Annotated in this window: 13 protein-coding genes; 9 read left to right on the top strand and 4 right to left on the bottom strand. The window is 69.8% G+C overall.

Going from position 1 to position 16254, the window contains the following annotated elements; all coding sequences use genetic code 11:
* Nucleotides 1-56: 56 nt before the first annotated feature.
* From ACT3T9_RS02945 to ACT3T9_RS02935, 3 genes are read left to right on the top strand one after another with little or no spacing between them, the layout of a single operon-like run.
* Entirely contained in the window at nt 57-257 is a 201-nt protein-coding gene (locus tag ACT3T9_RS02945; RefSeq protein WP_441443193.1) for a DUF4244 domain-containing protein, read from the top strand.
* The gene (locus ACT3T9_RS02940) at nt 254-652 is read left to right on the top strand and encodes a TadE family type IV pilus minor pilin (protein WP_441443194.1); all 399 of its coding nucleotides are present in this window, start codon (nt 254-256) and stop codon (nt 650-652) included. Before ACT3T9_RS02945 ends, ACT3T9_RS02940 begins: the two co-directional genes overlap by 4 nt.
* Nucleotides 649-981 carry an Rv3654c family TadE-like protein gene (locus ACT3T9_RS02935; RefSeq protein ID WP_441443195.1) on the top strand — a complete coding sequence of 111 codons (333 nt, stop codon included), beginning with the start codon at nt 649-651 and terminating at the stop codon, nt 979-981. The genes ACT3T9_RS02940 and ACT3T9_RS02935 overlap by 4 nt, the downstream gene beginning before the upstream one ends.
* Nucleotides 982-1021: 40 nt before the next feature.
* On the opposite strand, the gene ACT3T9_RS02930 is transcribed toward ACT3T9_RS02935, so the two are convergent.
* Entirely contained in the window at nt 1022-2470 is a 1449-nt protein-coding gene (locus ACT3T9_RS02930; protein WP_441443196.1) for a heparan-alpha-glucosaminide N-acetyltransferase domain-containing protein, read from the bottom strand.
* Between the two features lie 183 nt (nt 2471-2653).
* The gene (locus ACT3T9_RS02925; protein ID WP_444605937.1) at nt 2654-5161 is read right to left on the bottom strand and encodes a DEAD/DEAH box helicase; all 2508 of its coding nucleotides are present in this window, start codon (nt 5159-5161) and stop codon (nt 2654-2656) included.
* Nucleotides 5162-5268: 107 nt separating this feature from the next.
* Here ACT3T9_RS02925 and ACT3T9_RS02920 point away from each other — a divergent pair, with 107 nt between their 5' ends.
* The 6 genes from ACT3T9_RS02920 to ACT3T9_RS02895 all read left to right on the top strand — a co-directional run bounded on the left by ACT3T9_RS02920 (nt 5269) and on the right by ACT3T9_RS02895 (nt 14251).
* Nucleotides 5269-6828 carry a DUF7059 domain-containing protein gene (locus ACT3T9_RS02920; protein ID WP_444605936.1) on the top strand — a complete coding sequence of 520 codons (1560 nt, stop codon included), beginning with the start codon at nt 5269-5271 and terminating at the stop codon, nt 6826-6828.
* Nucleotides 6825-7823: a phosphatase PAP2 family protein gene (locus tag ACT3T9_RS02915; protein ID WP_444600933.1), complete on the top strand. Its 999-nt coding sequence runs from the start codon at nt 6825-6827 to the stop codon at nt 7821-7823. The genes ACT3T9_RS02920 and ACT3T9_RS02915 overlap by 4 nt, the downstream gene beginning before the upstream one ends.
* A 103-nt stretch (nt 7824-7926) precedes the next feature.
* Nucleotides 7927-10662, top strand: coding sequence for a type I DNA topoisomerase (topA, locus tag ACT3T9_RS02910; RefSeq protein ID WP_441443200.1), 2736 nt, complete (start codon nt 7927-7929; stop codon nt 10660-10662).
* A 237-nt stretch (nt 10663-10899) separates the two neighbouring features.
* A complete protein-coding gene (locus tag ACT3T9_RS02905) occupies nt 10900-12246 on the top strand; it encodes an ABC transporter substrate-binding protein (protein ID WP_442331785.1) in 1347 nt (448 codons plus the stop codon).
* Nucleotides 12243-13400: a carbohydrate ABC transporter permease gene (locus ACT3T9_RS02900; RefSeq protein ID WP_330885706.1), complete on the top strand. Its 1158-nt coding sequence runs from the start codon at nt 12243-12245 to the stop codon at nt 13398-13400. The genes ACT3T9_RS02905 and ACT3T9_RS02900 overlap by 4 nt, the downstream gene beginning before the upstream one ends.
* Complete coding sequence (locus ACT3T9_RS02895; protein WP_441443711.1) at nt 13397-14251, top strand: carbohydrate ABC transporter permease; 855 nt, start codon at nt 13397-13399, stop codon at nt 14249-14251. The genes ACT3T9_RS02900 and ACT3T9_RS02895 overlap by 4 nt, the downstream gene beginning before the upstream one ends.
* 110 nt (nt 14252-14361) lie before the next feature.
* Here ACT3T9_RS02895 and ACT3T9_RS02890 read toward each other — a convergent pair whose 3' ends face one another.
* Nucleotides 14362-15273, bottom strand: a complete 912-nt coding sequence (locus tag ACT3T9_RS02890) for a carbohydrate ABC transporter permease (protein ID WP_299299298.1) — start codon at nt 15271-15273, stop codon at nt 14362-14364.
* Nucleotides 15270-16202, bottom strand: a complete 933-nt coding sequence (locus tag ACT3T9_RS02885) for a carbohydrate ABC transporter permease (protein ID WP_441443710.1) — start codon at nt 16200-16202, stop codon at nt 15270-15272. Before ACT3T9_RS02885 ends, ACT3T9_RS02890 begins: the two co-directional genes overlap by 4 nt.
* Nucleotides 16203-16254 lie beyond the last annotated feature (52 nt).

Below are 16254 nucleotides of genomic sequence, written 5' to 3'. Positions count from 1 at the left end.
CTGCGGCTGCCACCCCCGGGACGGCGAACGCCGTCCCCGACACGAAGGAGGACCTCATGTCCCTCACCAAGGAGCGGCTGCGCCGCACTCTCGACCGCGTGATGCGCGGCGAGGCGGGCGCCTCGACTGCGGAATACGCGATCACGGTGCTCGCCGCCTGCGGATTCGCCGCCGTCCTGGTCGCCCTGCTGGCGTCCGGGGAGGTGCGCGAACTGCTGATGGGGATCATCACCTCAGCCCTGTCCAAGGGGTCATGATGCCGCGGTCCGCCCGGTCGTCCCGTCTGCGGGACGACCGGGGGTCCGCCACCGCGGAGACCGCGATCGTCCTGCCCGTTGTGGTGGTGATGGTGCTCGTGGTGCTGCTGACCGGGGCTGGGCTCGGCACGCAGGTGCGGCTCGAGAGCGCGGCACGCGGTGCCGCCCGGGAGCTGGCCCGCGGGGAGGACTCGGCCGCCGCCACGGCCGTCGCACAGCGGATAGGCGGTGAGGGCACGACGGTCGAGATCGTCGCTGGCGGTGAGTGGGTGCGGGTGGAGGTCAGCCGCACCCTGCAAGCCCCCGCTGGAGCGCTGTCCGGGGCGAGCTGGGAGCTGAACGCCGATGCCGAGGCCCGGCTCGAACCCCATCTGCTCTCGGGGCGAGCACCATGAGCACCGGTGCCGCGTCGGTGCTGGCCTGGACCGGAGCCGCCACCGCGGTGGTCGGGGGCCTCTCACTGCTGGGCACCGGCGTGATCGCCCAGTCCCGCGCCGAGACGGCAGCCGATCTCGCGGCCCTTGCCGGCGCCGACGCCCTCGCCGCCGCCCACGGTCAGCCCTGTGAGGTGGCCGCCGAAGCCGCGGACCGGAATGGGGCGCTGCTGGTCTCCTGCGAGCAGCGTGAGTGGGACGTGCTGGTCACGGTGCAGGTCGAGGCGTCCCCGCTGCCGGTGGCAACCTCCCGCTCCCGAGCCGGGCCGGGCCCGGCAGACCTGCCGTGACGGTGTGATCGGGCTGCTCGTCGGGGCTGGTCGTCGAGGCTCAACGCTGGCCGCGGGCGTCTCCTGTAGGTGCCGGGACCGGCAGGGGTGGCGCGGCGCGCCGTGCAGCCCAGGCTGTCAGCCGTTCGAGCGGACCGCGGCCGAGGAGGGCCGCCCACGCCAGGCACACCAGGATCAGAGCGAGGCTCATCAGCACCCACACCAGGTTGCTGGAGATCCATCCGCCGGGCCCGACCAAGGCGAAGAGCGCGAACACATGGACCGAATAGGCGGTCAATGGCATCGCGCCCAGTGCCGACAGCGGCAGCAGCACCCATCGCAGCGGCCTCGCGAGCAGCAACAGCACTCCGATCACGCACATCGCGAGCCCTCCGGAGCGGAATATCTCCACGGTGGAGCCCGAATGGGGAGAGAGCGAGACCACCGAATCGAGGAGCATCGGCCCCGGCTCCATGTCGATCAGGCTCTGCGGATAGGACGCCCATCCCTCGCCTCCGGGGTCCTCGGACCACGAGGACTCCTCCTCCAGCCAGGTATCCGCGTAGTCGGGCGGTTCGCAGTAGACGGTCGGATCCCCGGGATAGGGCGGGTAGCAGACCAGGCCGGTCAGGTCGATCTCCTCCCCCGGGACCGTGGCCGCGTCACCCTCCCACGACCCCTCGTCCTCCACAGTCCACGAGGAGCCCTCGCCGGAGCTGCCGGAAGCCGTCCCCTCCTCCCAGGAGGAGCTGCCCGTCAGGGCTCCCGGGGCCAGCACGCCGAGCAGCACCGCGAACAGCAGCCCCACACCGGTGCCGAGCACGGCGAGCGCCGCTCCTACCCCCGCCACGACGGCCGCGACCCGGCGCCGCTCCAGAGGCAGCCGCCCCAGCGCCATGCCCACCAGCATCAGCGGAGCCCAGGCGGTGAACCGATAGATGCCGGTCAGCACCAGCAGTGCCCCGCTCCCGTATCCCCCGAGCGAGAGCACCTCGACGGCGGCGACCAGTAACGGTCCCAAAAGCGCGATCGGGAGCGCGAGCAGCAGCAGCCTGCTGGCGCGCAGCCGCAGCACCGGCAGCGCAGCGATGTACATGACCCCGTAGAAGGTGAGTATCACCGCGACCCCTGTGCCGAGCATCTCCAGCACCAGACCGATCACGAAGATCACCGCGCCGCGGCCGAGGAGTGCGAGGCGCAGCCGCGGGAGCTCCTCCACGTCGGGCAGCTGGGTCCGGCCCGTCATCAGCGCGATCGAGACTCCTGCCAGCACTGCGAACAGCAGCGCGGAGTTCCCATGCACCACAGAGAAGTAGCTCAGCGGATCGCCCGGGGAGAACTCCGGGATGTCCCCCACGTGCGCGCCGATCATCCCGAGGATCGCGAGCGCCCGCGCCACGTCCACAGCAGTGATCCGTGGCGGCGAGACCAGGGCTCGCAGCCGCTGCTGCGGGCTGGGACGCTCCTGCGTCACTCCCACGACCGGTCGATCCGCGATCGCACTGCTCATCCGAGGCTCCTCCACCTCTGGCGACGCACGGCCGCTCCCCTCCCCGGTGTCCGGAGAACATCCTGATTGTGGGGCTCCACCGAGAACTCGCAGCGCAGCGCCGCATCACGGTTCGGTCACGGCGTGGGCAGCACGTCGCCGCAGCGCAATCCCTCTTTCGTCACGGCAACCGTCAGACGGTCGTCACCGCACTGATCCGGCGTTCCCCTCCTGCTCTCGCAACAGCTCCAGCAGGCGTACGGCCTGCGGTTTCGACAGGGGTTCATTGCCATTGCCGCACTTCGGAGAGACCACACAGGCGGGGCAGCCCGCCTCGCAGCCGCACTCACCGATCATGTCCGCGGTGGCGCGCACCCAGGCGGCGGCTCCGTCGGCCCCGCGCTCGGCGAAGCCGGCCCCGCCGGGGGCGCCGTCGTAGACGAAGATCGTGGGTGCTTCGGTGTCCTCGTGGAGCGCCGTGGAGAGCCCGCCGATGTCCCAGCGGTCGCAGGTGGCCAGGAGCGGCAGCATCGAGATCGCGGCATGCTCCGCCGCGTGCAGGGCGCCCGGCAGCTCCTCCTCCGGGATCCCGGCGGCGTCGGTCCGCTCCCGGGGGATCACCCACCACACCGCCTTGGTGGTCAGGGTGCGCGGGGGCAGGTCCAGCGGGCGCTGTGCGAGCACGGCCTGAGTGAACACATCACGCACCTGATAGCCGGTGACCTGGTCTGTGACATCCACGGTGCCGAAGCACAGCCGCACCCCGCCCGCCCATTCGACCTCGCGATCGATCTGCCGGATCCGCAGGCTGGAGGCGGACTGCGGATGGGTGGTGTGCAGCGGGTCCTCGCGGTGCACGAAGGCAGCGGCCTGCTCCACGTCGAGACGGTCCACTACATAGCTGCGTCCCTGGTGGAGGTACACCGCGCCGTCGTGGACCTGGGTGTGGGCGCTCGCGGCATCCACGGTGCCCAGCAGCACGCCGCTGGCCTGCTCGACGATCCGCACCGGCTCCCCACCGCTGCCGCGCAGGTCGGTGAGCTGGTGCGCGGATTCGCTCAGCGTCCAGTACCAGCCGGTGGCCCGCGAGCGCAGCACCCCCCGGGCCGCGAGGGTCATCAGCAGGTCCCGCGCCGTCGGCCCGAAGATCTCCTCCTCGCCGTCACGGATCGCGAGCTCAGAAGCGGCGGCGCACAGATGCGGCGTCATCACATATGGGTTCGCGGGATCGAACACGGATGCCTCGACCTCGGCGCCGAAGATCGTCTCCGGGTGGTGGACCACATAGGTGTCCAGCGGGTCCTCCCGCGCGACGAACAGCGCGAGCGCGCCGCCGTCGGCGTCCTGTCGACGCCCTGCCCGGCCGAACTGCTGCCACAGCGAGGCCCGGGTCCCGGGCCAGCCGGCGACCACCACGGCGTCCAGGCCCGCGATGTCGATCCCCAGCTCGAGCGCGTTGGTCGACGCCAGCGCCTTCAGCTCCCCCGATCGCAGCGCGTCCTCGAGCTGGCGTCGCTCGCGCGCCAGATACCCGCCCCGGTAGGCGGCGATCCGGGAGGCACGGTCCGCAAGCCCAGGGGCGGCGGTGCGCTCGGCCTTCTGCGTGAGCAGGCGCTGCGCACCGCTGGAGACCAGTTCGGCGCCGCGCCGAGAGCGGGCGAAGACGAGGGTCTGCACGTCCCGTTCGACGAGGTCGGCGAGGATCGCGCCGGCCTCGCTGGTGGCCGAGCGGCGCAGCGGGTCCTCTCGCCGCTTCCCCGCGGTGCCCTCGCCGGATTCATCGTCGATTTCATCATCGGCGGAGTCGTCGACGTCCTCGGCGTCCTCGGCGTCCTCGGCGTCCTCGGCGTCCTGCCACCGTGCCGGGTCCCCGCGGCCGTCGACCCTGGTCCGGGTGCCCGGCTCCCACAGCCCGATCGTCAGCCCGGCCCGGGGAGAGCCGTCCTCGGTGACCGCCTCGACATCCCGACCGACCAGCCGCGAGGCGGAGAGCTCGGGATTCGCGGTGGTGGCGGAGGCGAGGATGAACGTGGGATCGGCACGGTAATGCGCGGCGATCCGGCGCAGCCTCCGGATCACCATCGCGACATGGCTGCCGAAGACTCCGCGGTAGCTGTGGCACTCGTCGATCACCACATAGCGCAGCGCCCGGAAGAAGTGCGCCCACTGCTCGTGCCCGGGCAGAATCCCGAAGTGCAGCATGTCGGGATTGGTGAGCACCACGGAGCCGTGGCGACGCACCCAGCGGCGCTGCTCGGAAGGGGTGTCGCCGTCGTAGACCGCGATCCGGGCGTCGCGGATCCCGGCACCGTCGGCCATCGCGGTGATGTTCGTGAGCTGATCCGCGGCCAGCGCCTTGGTGGGCGAGAGGTACAGGGCGGTGGCGCGGGGAGCCTCGTAGTCATGCTCGCGAGCCCCGATCGCGGTGAGCACGGGCAGCAGGTAGGCGAGCGACTTGCCCGAGGCCGTGGCCGTGGCGAGCACCACGTCCTGACCGTCGTGCGCGAGTTGCGCGGCCTGCTCCTGGTGCGTCCAGGGAGCGGTGATGCCGCGCACGGCGAGATGCTGCACGAGCCGCGGATCGGTCCACTCCGGGAAGCTGCCGCGGCGTCCCTCCCGCGCAGGTCGGCGCTCGATATGGGTGAGGCAGCTGCGGCGGATCAGCGGCGCGGTGAGATCGGTGAGGAGGTCCTCGGCTGCACCTGCCCGCATCCGCCTGTCCCTCCCCATCTCTCACTTCGCGACCGCGCACAGAATGTGCGGATCTCCCCCGCCTGGTGTCCGGTCGGACCCCAGGTGGCTGATGCACAATCGTAGCCATGCCCACCGACTCACCGACCCCGCCCCCGCGCGTGCTGACCGCGGAGATCGCGGCCCTGCGCACGGACCTCTCGGCCGGCCTGTACACGAGTGCCAGGATCGAGGAGCTGCTGGGGCCGGTCGCCTCCGCCGCGCTGCGGCGCGAGAACCCCGTCCCGGCTCGCCGGATGCTCGAACCGCTGACGGATCCTGCCGCCGTGCTGCTGCGCCTGTTCACCCTCGGCGCCGTGCTGTCCCGGGCGCAGGTGCAGGCCGCGCTGCCCACCCTCGGCGTCCACGGCGCGCTGCGCCTGGGCCTGCTCGGCCCGGCCGGTGATGACCCCGACTCCGCGCTGCAGGCGCTGGTGGACCTCGCCCCGTATTCGGCACGCGATGACGCCGGAGAGATCGACTGGTGGATCGCCTCGGACCATTCGGAGCTCGCCACCGGCGCCCCGCTGGGCCCGGAGCACGTGCTCGGGGTGGGCGGCGCCTCCCTGACCCTGGCGAGGATCACCCCGCGCGAACCCGCCCGCCGGGTGCTCGACCTCGGCTGCGGCGGCGGGATCCAGGCGCTGCACGCCTCCCGCCACGCCGAGCAGGTGGTCGCCACCGATCTGTCCGAGCGGGCGCTGGGCTTCGCCGCCTTCAACGCCGCGCTGAACAGCATCGAGCTCGACCTTCGCCAGGGCTCCCTGCTCGAGCCCGTGCGCGGCGAGACCTTCGACCTGATCCTGTCCAATCCCCCCTTCGTCATCACCCCGCGCGATGTCGTCGCCGAGGACACGACCTGGACCTACCGTGACGGCGGCCGCGCCGGGGACACACTGCTCGCCGAGCTGCTGCGGGAGCTGCCCACCCATCTCGCTGCGGGCGGCAGCGCCGTGATGCTCGGCAACTGGGAGATCCGCGACGGTGAGGACTGGGACACCCATCCCCGGGCGTGGATGCAGGCGGCCGTCGCCGACGGCGTGGACGCCTGGGTGCTGCAGCGCGAGCAGGAGGATCCCGCTCAGTACGCGGAGACCTGGGTCCGTGACGGCGGCATCACCACCCGCGATGAGCGCTGGCCGGCCCTGACCGGGGCATGGCTGGATGACTTCGCGGCCCGGGATGTGGAGGCGATCGGCTTCGGCTACCTGCTGCTGCGCCGCCCGGAGAGCGCCGCCGCGCGACCCGGAGTGCTGCGCACAGAGCTCGTCCCGGGCACCGGCAGCGGCTCCCTGGCCGCCCACCTCGCCGCCTCTCTGAGCGCCCTCGCCGCGCTCGAGGACCACGACGACGAGGCGCTGGCCGCCTCCCGCCCGGTGCGGGCGGAAGACGTGATCGAGCGCCGCCATCTGACCCCCGGGGACTGGGACCCGATGCTGATCGAGCTGGTCCAGGGCGCGGGCTTCGCGCGGGTGGTGCGGGCCGACCAGCTGCTCGCCGCGACCGTCGGCGCACTGGACGGCACCCTGACCCTCGGGCAGGTGCTCGGTGCCGTCTGCGCGCTCACCGACGTCGATGAGGACGAGGCCCGCGCCCGGGCGCTGCCTGCGGTGCGCGAGCTGCTGATCACCCAGATGGTGGCCCTGTGAGCGCCGCCAGCACCGCTGGCCGCCGGGATGCCGCCCGCTCCGGGAGCACCGCCCGCGTCGGCGGTCTCGCCCGCCCGCTGCTCTCGCTGCTGGCCGCCGCTGTATGCACCGCCACGATCGTGGGCCTCGCCCGCGGCGCGGTGGGCACCGCGAGCGGACAGCGCCTGGATCAGCTGATCCTCTCCGGCGCAAAGGCACATGAGGGCCCGCTGTCGCAGTACGCCGAGCTCGCGGTCCAGTCGGTCAGCGTGCCGGTGATCGCGGTGCTGCTCGCGCTGGCGACGGTGCTGGTGCTGGTGCGTCGACGGCTGAGGCTGTTGATCCCGCTGACCGTCCTGGCCATCGGCGCGAACCTCACCACCCAGCTCATCAAGCACGTCCTGGTCACCCGTCAGGCGCTGGGGCCGGGCATCGACATCACCCCCAACTCCTTCCCGTCGGGGCACACCACCCTCGCGGCCACCGCGATGATCGCGGTGGTGCTGGCCGCCGGGCGGGCGCGGGTGGTGCTCGCGCCCCTCGGCGCGCTGTGGACCCTCGCCGCCGGCCTCGGCACGCTGGTGGTCGGCTGGCACCGCCCCAGCGACGTGATCGGGGCGATCGCGGTCGCGGCCGCCTGGACGTTCCTGGTCCTCGCCGCCGACGGGCTCCACACCCGCCGCCTCCGCGCCCGGGCCGCCGCCCATCCCGGCCGTGGCCGCCGCCGCCGCGGCATCGAGGTCTCGAACTCCTCCCGCACCCCGCGTCATGGCGCGGGGACGGTGGTGATGGCGGCGGTGCTCGGTCTGGGAGGCCTCGCTGGCCTCGGGATGGGAGCAGTCGGTCTGCTGTCCCTCCCCCGCCCGCTCGAGCTCCACGACGTCCCCCAGCAGCTGGCCGCGTTCCGCGCGACCGCCGCGCTGATCGGTGGCGGCACCGGCGCCTGGATGGCCCTGGTGCTGGCGCTGCGCACGCCGATCTCACACCGGGGGCGCATCAGCGAGCGTGTACCGTGAGCAATCGCCGAGCGCAGTGGATGCGTCCGGTTCATCCCGGACCACGGCATTCAGCCACGGCGAACGGGCCGCGACGTGACGCGGCGAGGAAGGACATATCAACGTGACTGGCGGACGGCATCTGGTGATCGTGGAGTCCCCTGCGAAGGCTCGCACCATCGCGCGCTATCTCGGGGACGACTACATCGTCCAGGCTTCGGTGGGGCACATCCGCGACATCCCGGTGCCGCGTGACCTGCCCGCCGAGATGAAGAAGGGTCCCTACGGGAAGTTCGGCGTCGATGTGGAGAACGGCTTCGACCCCTATTACATCGTCAGCCCCGACAAGAAGAAGACCGTCGCGGAGCTGAAGAAGGCCCTCAAGGACGCCGACACGCTCTACCTCGCCACGGATGAGGACCGCGAGGGTGAGGCGATCGCCTGGCATCTGCTGGAGACCCTCAAGCCCAAGAAGTCCCTGCCGGTCAAGCGGATGGTGTTCCACGAGATCACCAAGGACGCGATCCGGGCGGCGCTGGACAACACTCGCGAGCTGGACACCGACCTGGTCGATGCGCAGGAGACCCGTCGCATCCTGGACCGGCTGGTGGGCTTCGAGCTCTCGCCGGTGCTGTGGCGGAAGATCAAGCCGTCGCTGTCCGCCGGCCGTGTGCAGTCCGTCGCCACCCGTCTGGTGGTCGAGCGCGAGCGCGAGCGGATGGCCTTCGTCGCCGCCGACTACTGGGATGTGACCGGCACCTTCGGCACCGACACCACCCAGTTCACGGCCAAGATCCAGACGGTCGACGGGGCCCGCATCGCCACCGGCGCCGATTTCGCCGACGACGGCACCCTGAAGCCGCGGGCGAAGAACGCCGCCGTCCTGACCGAGGAGTCCACGCGGACCCTCGTCGAGGTGCTGGCCGATGCTCCCGCCACCGTGGCGGCGCTCGAGTCGAAGCCGTACACGCGGCGTCCGGCCGCCCCGTTCACCACGTCATCGCTGCAGCAGGAGGCCTCGCGCAAGCTCCGCCTCGGTGCCCGTCAGGCGATGCGGGTCGCGCAGTCGCTGTACGAGAACGGCTACATCACCTATATGCGTACCGACTCGGTCACGCTCTCGGGTGAAGCGATCCGTGCGTCCCGGGCCCAGGCCGCCGAGCTCTACGGCTCCCAGTACGTGCCGGACAAGCCGCGCGTCTACCAGAACAAGTCCCAGGCCGCGCAGGAGGCTCACGAGGCGATCCGTCCCGCGGGTGACCACTTCCGCACCCCTGCCGAGGTGGCCGGGCAGCTCGCGGGCGATGAGTTCCGTCTCTACGAGCTGATCTGGAAGCGCACGATCGCCTCCCAGATGGCCGACGCCAAGGGCACCACCTCCACCGTCGAGCTGCAGCTCGAGCAGGGCGGGCGGACCGCGACCTTCCGCGCCGCCGGCACAGTGATCACCTTCCGCGGCTTCCTCGCCGCCTATGAGGAGGGCCGCGACGCCTCCCGCTACGGCAACGACGAGGCCGAGAACTCCGGGGACAAGCGTCTGCCGCAGATGGAGGAGGGGCAGCAGCTCGACACCCGCGACCTCACCCCCGACGGCCACTCCACGACCCCTCCCCCGCGCTACACCGAGGCGTCGCTGGTGCGTGCGCTCGAGGAGCGCGGCATCGGTCGTCCCTCGACGTACGCCTCGACGGTCGCGACCGTCCAGGACCGCGGCTATGTGCTGCGGCGCGGCACCGCTCTGGTGCCCAGCTGGACCGCCTTCGCCGTGGTGCGCCTGCTCGAGGAGCACTTCGGGCCGTTCATTGACTACGACTTCACCGCGCAGATGGAGCAGCAGCTGGACCGTATGGCCCAGGGCGAGCTCGGACGCTCGGAGTACCTGAAGAACTTCTACCTCTCCGACGGGTCGGCCGGACCGCTCGGGCTGAAGTCCATGGTCGACAACCTCGGCGAGATCGACGCCCGCGCGATCAACAGCATCGAGATCGGTGAGGGCATCACCCTGCGCGTGGGGCGCTACGGCGCCTACGTCGAGCAGGCCGCCCGGGACGAGGCCGGCGAGCTGATCGACGGTGCGGATCCGCGCCGTGCGAACGTCTCCGACGAGGTCGCCCCGGACGAGCTGACCGTCGAGGTCGCCAAGGAGATGCTCGAGCGCGCGAAGGACGACGGTCGCGTGCTCGGCACCGACCCCGCGACCGGGAACGAGATCGTCGCCAAGGACGGCCGCTACGGCCCCTATGTCACCGAGATCCTGCCCGATCCCGAGGAGACCGGCGGCAAGAAGGTCCCGAAGTCGAAGCAGCCCAAGCCCCGCACGGGCTCGCTGCTGAAGTCGATGGATCTCTCCACCGTGTCCCTCGAGGACGCGCTGAAGCTGCTGAGCCTGCCGCGCGTGGTCGGGACCACTGAGGACGGCATCGAGATCACCTCCCAGAACGGCCGCTACGGTCCGTACCTGAAGAAGGGGACCGACTCCCGTTCCCTGGAGACCGAGGAGCAGATCTTCTCGGTCACCATGGAGGAGGCGGAGAAGATCTACGCCCAGCCCAAGACTCGGGGCCGGGCCGCTGCGAAGCCCCCGATGAAGGAGCTCGGGGTCGATCCCACCAGCGAGAAGCCGATCGTGATCAAGGACGGGCGCTTCGGTCCGTACATCACCGACGGCACCACGAACGTCTCCCTCCGTGCGACCGAGAAGGTCGAGGAGATCACAGAGACGATCGCGATCGAGAAGCTCGCGGAGAAGCGTGCCAAGGGGCCGGCCAAGAAGCCGGCCGCCAAGCGCGCCCCCGCGAAGAAGAGCACGACCACCAAGAAGGCCACCACCGCGAAGAAGAGCACCACCGCGAAGAAGTGACCGCGCTCGGCCCCTGAGGGCCGCGCGAGCAGAGGGCACGGACCATGACGGTCCGTGCCCTCTGTTCTGTGCGAGCAGGGCTGGTTCCCCCTGTGCGCGCAGGACGGGACCGGGAAGCGCTTATCTCATCACGAGACGGCATCACCACCGCAGCGAACCGTCTCCGATGCTGGTCGCGAGCTCGATCACGCCTACAGTGTGACCATAAGCACCTTGTCGACTCACAAAGGAGTGATCATGGCTCGACGTCCCAGTCGGCGTGCGGTCATGTCCGGAGCCGCGGCCACCGCCGCCCTCGGGATGACCGGATGCCTCCAGAATCCCGACCCTGCCGGTGGCGGTGGCAGCGGTCCGGTCGAGCGGTACACCCCGGGAGACACCCCCGGCTCGGGCACGGTGAGCATCCTCGGCGCCTTCGGCGGCCAGGAGGAGGAGGCGTTCCTCGCCTCGCTCGAGAAGTTCCAGTCCGACTCCGGCATCACCATCGCCTACACCCCGGACACCGACTTCACCAACACCATCCAGCAGCGCGCGGGAGCGGGCGACGCCCCCGATATCGCCCTGTTCCCCCAGCCCGGCGGCATGTTCGATCTGGCCGCGAAGGGGATGATCACCCCGATCGACGTGTTCCTGGACTACGACCAGCTGAACTCGACCCTGATCCCGGGCTTCCTCGACTCTGCCCGGCTGCAGGGCCGCGTCTACGGCGCCCCGATGCGCATGGCGTGCAAGTCGCTGCTGTGGTTCCCGAAGAAGGCCTACGAGGAGGGCGGCTACGGCGACAAGCCCGCCACCATGCAGGAGCTCTACGAGATCACCGAGCAGATCAAGGCCGACGGCATCGCGCCGTGGTCCGACGGCTGGGGCGCCGACCAGGCGACGGGCTGGGTGGGCACGGACTGGATCGAGGAGTTCATGCTCCGCGTCCACGGCCCGGTGGTCTACGACGACTGGGTCAAGCACCGCCTCCCCTTCAACTCCGAGGAGGTCGTGCAGGTCTTCGATCTGGTCGGCGATCTGCTGAAGACCGAGGGCAATGTGCTCGGCGGCACCGACGCCATCATCAACACCCCCTTCTCCGAGGCGCCGCTGCCCCTGTTCGAGGATCCGCCGAAGGCGATGCTCGTGCGCCAGGGCAACTTCGTCACCGGCTTCTTCCCCGAGGACGTCATGGCGAACATGGACGAGGAGGTCGGCGTCTACGCGATGCCCACCTGGGAGGACGGCTTCGACGGCCAGCCGATCCTGGGCGGCGGCGATCTGGCCGCCCTGTTCACCCTTAACGACGACACCGTGAAGGTCATGGAGTTCATGGCCTCGGACGCCTTCGGGGCCGAGTGGGCACAGGCCGGCGGCTGGCTGAGCCCTCACCGCACCTTCGACCTCTCGCAGTACTCCGACGAGATCACCCGGCAGGTCGCCGAGATCGCCTCCGGAGCGGCGGTCTTCCGCTACGACGCCTCGGACCTGATGCCGACGGCCGTCGGCTCGGGCTCCTTCTGGAAGGGCATGGTCGAGTGGCTGCAGGGCGCGAAGACCTCCCAGGAGGTCTGCGACGAGATCGAGAACGGGTGGCCGGAATGACCACCGCGACCGCGACCCGCACGGGGTCGGAGGGACCGACGGAGGCCGAGGACCGGGGACGCGGCGGCGCACGCCCGGTGCGCGTGCTCGTGGGCATCATCGGGATGGCGGTGACCGCCTGGGTCGTCTGCAACGCCTTCCTCGCCTTCGCCTACTACCCGGACTGGTTCGCGAACTCCGGGATCCTCATCGGGCTGCTGGGGCTGATCGTCGGCATCGGCGGTTCGGTGGTGTTCTTCTACTTCCTGAACATCTGCATCGAGGGCTTCCCCACCCGGTTCGCGGCCGGGCTCATCCCCTACGCGTTCCTGCTCCCGGGGTTCAGCCTGATCGCCCTGTTCCTGCTGTACCCGACCGTGCAGACGATCGTGTACTCCTTCGCCAACGACGACTCGACGGCGTGGGTGGGGCTGGCCAACTACGAGGCGATCTTCTCCAGCGGGCACTTCTGGTCCACGCTGCTGAACAACTTCCTGTGGATCCTCATCGTCCCGGTGGTCACGGTCGCCTTCGGCCTGGCCGTCGCGGTGCTCGCGGACAAGCTCTCCCCGGCCGGGGAGAACGCCGCGAAGTCGATGATCTTCCTGCCGATGGCGATCAGCTTCGTGGGAGCGGCGACGATCTGGATCCTGGTCTACGCCTACAACTCGCCCGGCGACGCCCAGACCGGGCTCCTGAACGCCATCGTCACCACCCTCGGCGGGGATCCGCAGCCGTGGTACCAGATCGAGACAGGTCGGCTGAACTCGATCGCGCTGATGGTGATCCTGATCTGGATGCAGACGGGCTTCGCGATGGTGCTGATCAGCTCCGCGATCAAGGGCGTCCCCGAGGACACCGTCGAGGCGGGGCGGATGGACGGCGCCGGTGAGATGCGCATCTTCTGGCAGATCATCTTCCCGCAGGTGCGGCCCACCCTCCTCGCCGTGCTGATCACGGTGCTGATCCTGGTGCTGAAGGTGTTCGATCTGATCTACGTCACCACCAACGGTCTGTACGACTCCGACGTGATCGCGAACCTCTTCTTCCGCAAGCTGTTCACCGATCAGCAGGCCGGGCAGGCCTCGGCCATCGTGGTCGTGCTCCTGATCCTGGTGATCCCGATCCTGATCTACCAGGTCAAGAGCTTCAGGCAGCAGGAGGCGAACCGATGAACGGCACCATGAAGGACGGACGCAAGCGCTCCCCCCTGGCCATGATCGCGATGCCGCTGCTGGCGCTGCTGTGGACGATCCCCACGATCGGTCTGCTGGTGACGAGCCTGCGCACGCGCGAGGCCGCGGCCTCCACCGGCTGGTGGACCTCGCTGTGGGAGGGCGGGTGGACGCTGGACAACTACACGGCCGTGCTCTCGAACTCCTCGACGACCAGCTCGCTGGTCAACTCGGTCGTGGTGGCGGTGCCGGCGACGGTGCTGCCGATCATGTTCGCGGCCTTCGCCGCGTATGCGTTCACGTTCATCCAGTTCCCCGGCAAGGACGTGCTGTTCATCGTCATCGTCGCGCTGATGGTGGTCCCGATCCAGGTCGCCTTCCAGCCGATGCTGGACATGCTCGGCCCGCGAGGGCTCGGGATCAACGGACAGTTCGTGGCGGTGTGGATGCTGCACACCGGCTTCGGCATGCCGCTGGCGGTGTACATCCTGCGCAACTACATGGCCACCCTGCCGGGCTCGGTCGTGGAGAGCGCGAAGATCGACGGAGCCTCGCACTTCCAGACGTTCTGGCGCCTGGTCGCTCCGATGTCCTCCCCCGCGATCGCCGCCTTCGCCACCCTGCAGTTCCTGTGGGTGTGGAACGACCTGCTCATCGCCAAGCTGTTCCTGGGCGGCGGCGAGAACAAGACCATCATCGTGAACCTGCAGCAGATGCTGGGCACCCAGGGTCAGGGCGCCGAGCTCCTGACCGCCGGCGCCTTCGTCTCGATGGTGATCCCGATGCTGGTCTTCTTCGGCCTCCAGCGCTTCCTGGTGCGCGGCATGACAGCAGGCTCCGTGAAGGGGTAGCCCGCAGAACCACGGACGGGGCGGGGCGACCGATGTCGCCCCGCCCCGTCTGTCGTCGTCCGCTGCTCAGCGGATCACCACGGATCCCCGTGCCTCTCTGCGCCTCCCGGTCACTTGACCGATCCGGCGGCGAGACCGCCGATGATGCGGCGCTGGAAGATCAGCACCATGATGATCAGCGGCACCGTCACGATCACGCCGGCGGCCATCTTCGTGCCGTACGGGGTGTCGAATTGCGAGATGCCGGTGAACTTCGAGATCGCGACGTTCGCGGTCTGCATCAGCGGCGCGTTCACCATCGTCAGCGCGATGAGGAACTCGTTCCACGCCGCGATGAAGGTGATGATCGCCGTGGTGAACACCCCGGGCGCGGCCAGCGGCAGGATGACCCTGCGGAACGCCCCGAAGCGGGTGGTCCCATCGATCATCGCCGCCTGCTCGAGCTCGACCGGCAGCTGCCGGAAGAACGCGTTGAGGTTCCACACCGCCAGTGGCAGCGCGAACGAGATCGTCGGCAGGATCATCGCCTGGTAGGTGTTGATCCAGTTGAAAGGGAACCACACGAAACCGCCGCTGAACAGCTTCAACAGCGGGACCACGAGCGTGACGACCGGGAACATCGAGGTCGCCACGATGAGGAACATGACCAGCACCTTGCCGCGGAAATCGAGCCGGGCCAGCGCGTAGGCGCCGAACACGCCCAGCACGAGGACCAGCAGTGTGGTGCTGCCGGCGACGATCAGCGAGTTCAGCAGAGCGCGGGCGAAGTGGTTCGACGGGTCGAAGACCGCGATGAAGTTCTCGACGCTGATCGGGCTCGGGATCAGCTCCGTCGAGCGGCCCTCGCTGGGCCGGCGCAGCGCGGAGACGATCATCCAGTAGAACGGCGCGAGGCAGTACACCAGGATGAACGCGATGCCCAGCGCGATGACGACGGAGCCGAGGATCCGGCCCTTGTGTTTCTTGGGCTTCAGCACCTCGCCCGTGCGGGAGACGACCTCGGTGGTGGTGGCGGTGCTCATGGCATGCTCCCTTCGGAGGTCGTGCGCAGGCGGCGCGGGACTCGCCTCTTCTTCGGCGGACGGTTCTGATCACCGATGACGTCGGCCCCGAGCAGTTTGATGAACAGGAACGCCACCAGGCAGATGTACGCGAACAGCACCATCGAGTACGCGGAGGCGGCACCGAAGTTCGTCTTGGCGGCGGCGTCGGTGGCGAGCATGGAGAGGGTCTGGCCAGAGTCCAGGGTCCCCAGCAGCACGTACGGCAGGTCGAACATGCGCATCGCGTCGAGGAGCCGGAACAGCACCGCTACCACGAGCACCGGGCGCACCAGCGGGAGGGTGATCCTCCAGAAGGTCTGCCAGCGATTCGCGCCGTCGACGGTCGCCGCCTCGTAGACCTGCTTGTCGATGGTCTGCAGCCCGGCAAGGGTGAGCAGACCGATGTACGGGGCCGTCTTCCAGATGTCGGCGATGAGCACCGCGGCCTTGGCCTGCCAGCCCTCGGTGGTCCACAGCACCTGGTAGTCGAGCAGCCGGTTCGCGATGCCGTTCGCATCGAAGATCAGCTGCCACATCAGGGCCGAGACCACCGTGGGGATCGCCCACGGGATCAGGATCGAGGCGCGCACCAGCCCGGTCGCGCGCATCGCCTTGGCCATGATCAGCGCCATCGCGACGCCGAGCACGGTCTCGATGCTCACACCGACGACGGTGAACAGGGTGGTGTTCCAGAACGCGTTCCAGAACCCTGCCCCGGCGCCCGTGCCGGTGACCGCGTCGATGTAGTTGTCCAGTCCGACGAACGTGTCGCCCTTGATGATCAGTCCGGTGGCCGGGTCGATCCCCTGGCCCGACTGCATCAGGGACTGCCAGGCAGACAGCACCAGCGGGAAGCCGACGACGAGCGCGAGCAGGACCAGCGTGGGGAGCAGGAGGAGGTACGCCATCCTGCCGTGGTCGCCGCCGATTCTCTTCCCACGCCTGCCGCCGATCGTCGCG

Source organism: Brachybacterium sp. AOP29-B2-41 (assembly GCF_052378395.1).
Lineage (GTDB): Bacteria > Actinomycetota > Actinomycetes > Actinomycetales > Dermabacteraceae > Brachybacterium.
Note: the sequence above shows the minus strand (reverse complement) of the source record. Positions and strands in the feature narration are given on the sequence as shown.

Excerpts from the sequence above, each read along its gene's own strand:
- ACT3T9_RS02945 (WP_441443193.1), top strand. The coding sequence starts at position 57 with ATGTCCCTCACCAAGGAGCGGCTGCGCCGCACTCTCGACCGCGTGATG.
- ACT3T9_RS02940 (WP_441443194.1), top strand. The coding sequence starts at position 254 with ATGATGCCGCGGTCCGCCCGGTCGTCCCGTCTGCGGGACGACCGGGGG.
- ACT3T9_RS02935 (WP_441443195.1), top strand. The coding sequence starts at position 649 with ATGAGCACCGGTGCCGCGTCGGTGCTGGCCTGGACCGGAGCCGCCACC.
- ACT3T9_RS02930 (WP_441443196.1), bottom strand. The coding sequence starts at position 2,470 with ATGAGCAGTGCGATCGCGGATCGACCGGTCGTGGGAGTGACGCAGGAG.
- ACT3T9_RS02925 (WP_444605937.1), bottom strand. The coding sequence starts at position 5,161 with ATGCGGGCAGGTGCAGCCGAGGACCTCCTCACCGATCTCACCGCGCCG.
- ACT3T9_RS02920 (WP_444605936.1), top strand. The coding sequence starts at position 5,269 with ATGCCCACCGACTCACCGACCCCGCCCCCGCGCGTGCTGACCGCGGAG.
- ACT3T9_RS02905 (WP_442331785.1), top strand. The coding sequence starts at position 10,900 with ATGGCTCGACGTCCCAGTCGGCGTGCGGTCATGTCCGGAGCCGCGGCC.
- ACT3T9_RS02900 (WP_330885706.1), top strand. The coding sequence starts at position 12,243 with ATGACCACCGCGACCGCGACCCGCACGGGGTCGGAGGGACCGACGGAG.
- ACT3T9_RS02895 (WP_441443711.1), top strand. The coding sequence starts at position 13,397 with ATGAACGGCACCATGAAGGACGGACGCAAGCGCTCCCCCCTGGCCATG.
- ACT3T9_RS02890 (WP_299299298.1), bottom strand. The coding sequence starts at position 15,273 with ATGAGCACCGCCACCACCACCGAGGTCGTCTCCCGCACGGGCGAGGTG.
- ACT3T9_RS02885 (WP_441443710.1), bottom strand. The coding sequence starts at position 16,202 with ATGGCGTACCTCCTCCTGCTCCCCACGCTGGTCCTGCTCGCGCTCGTC.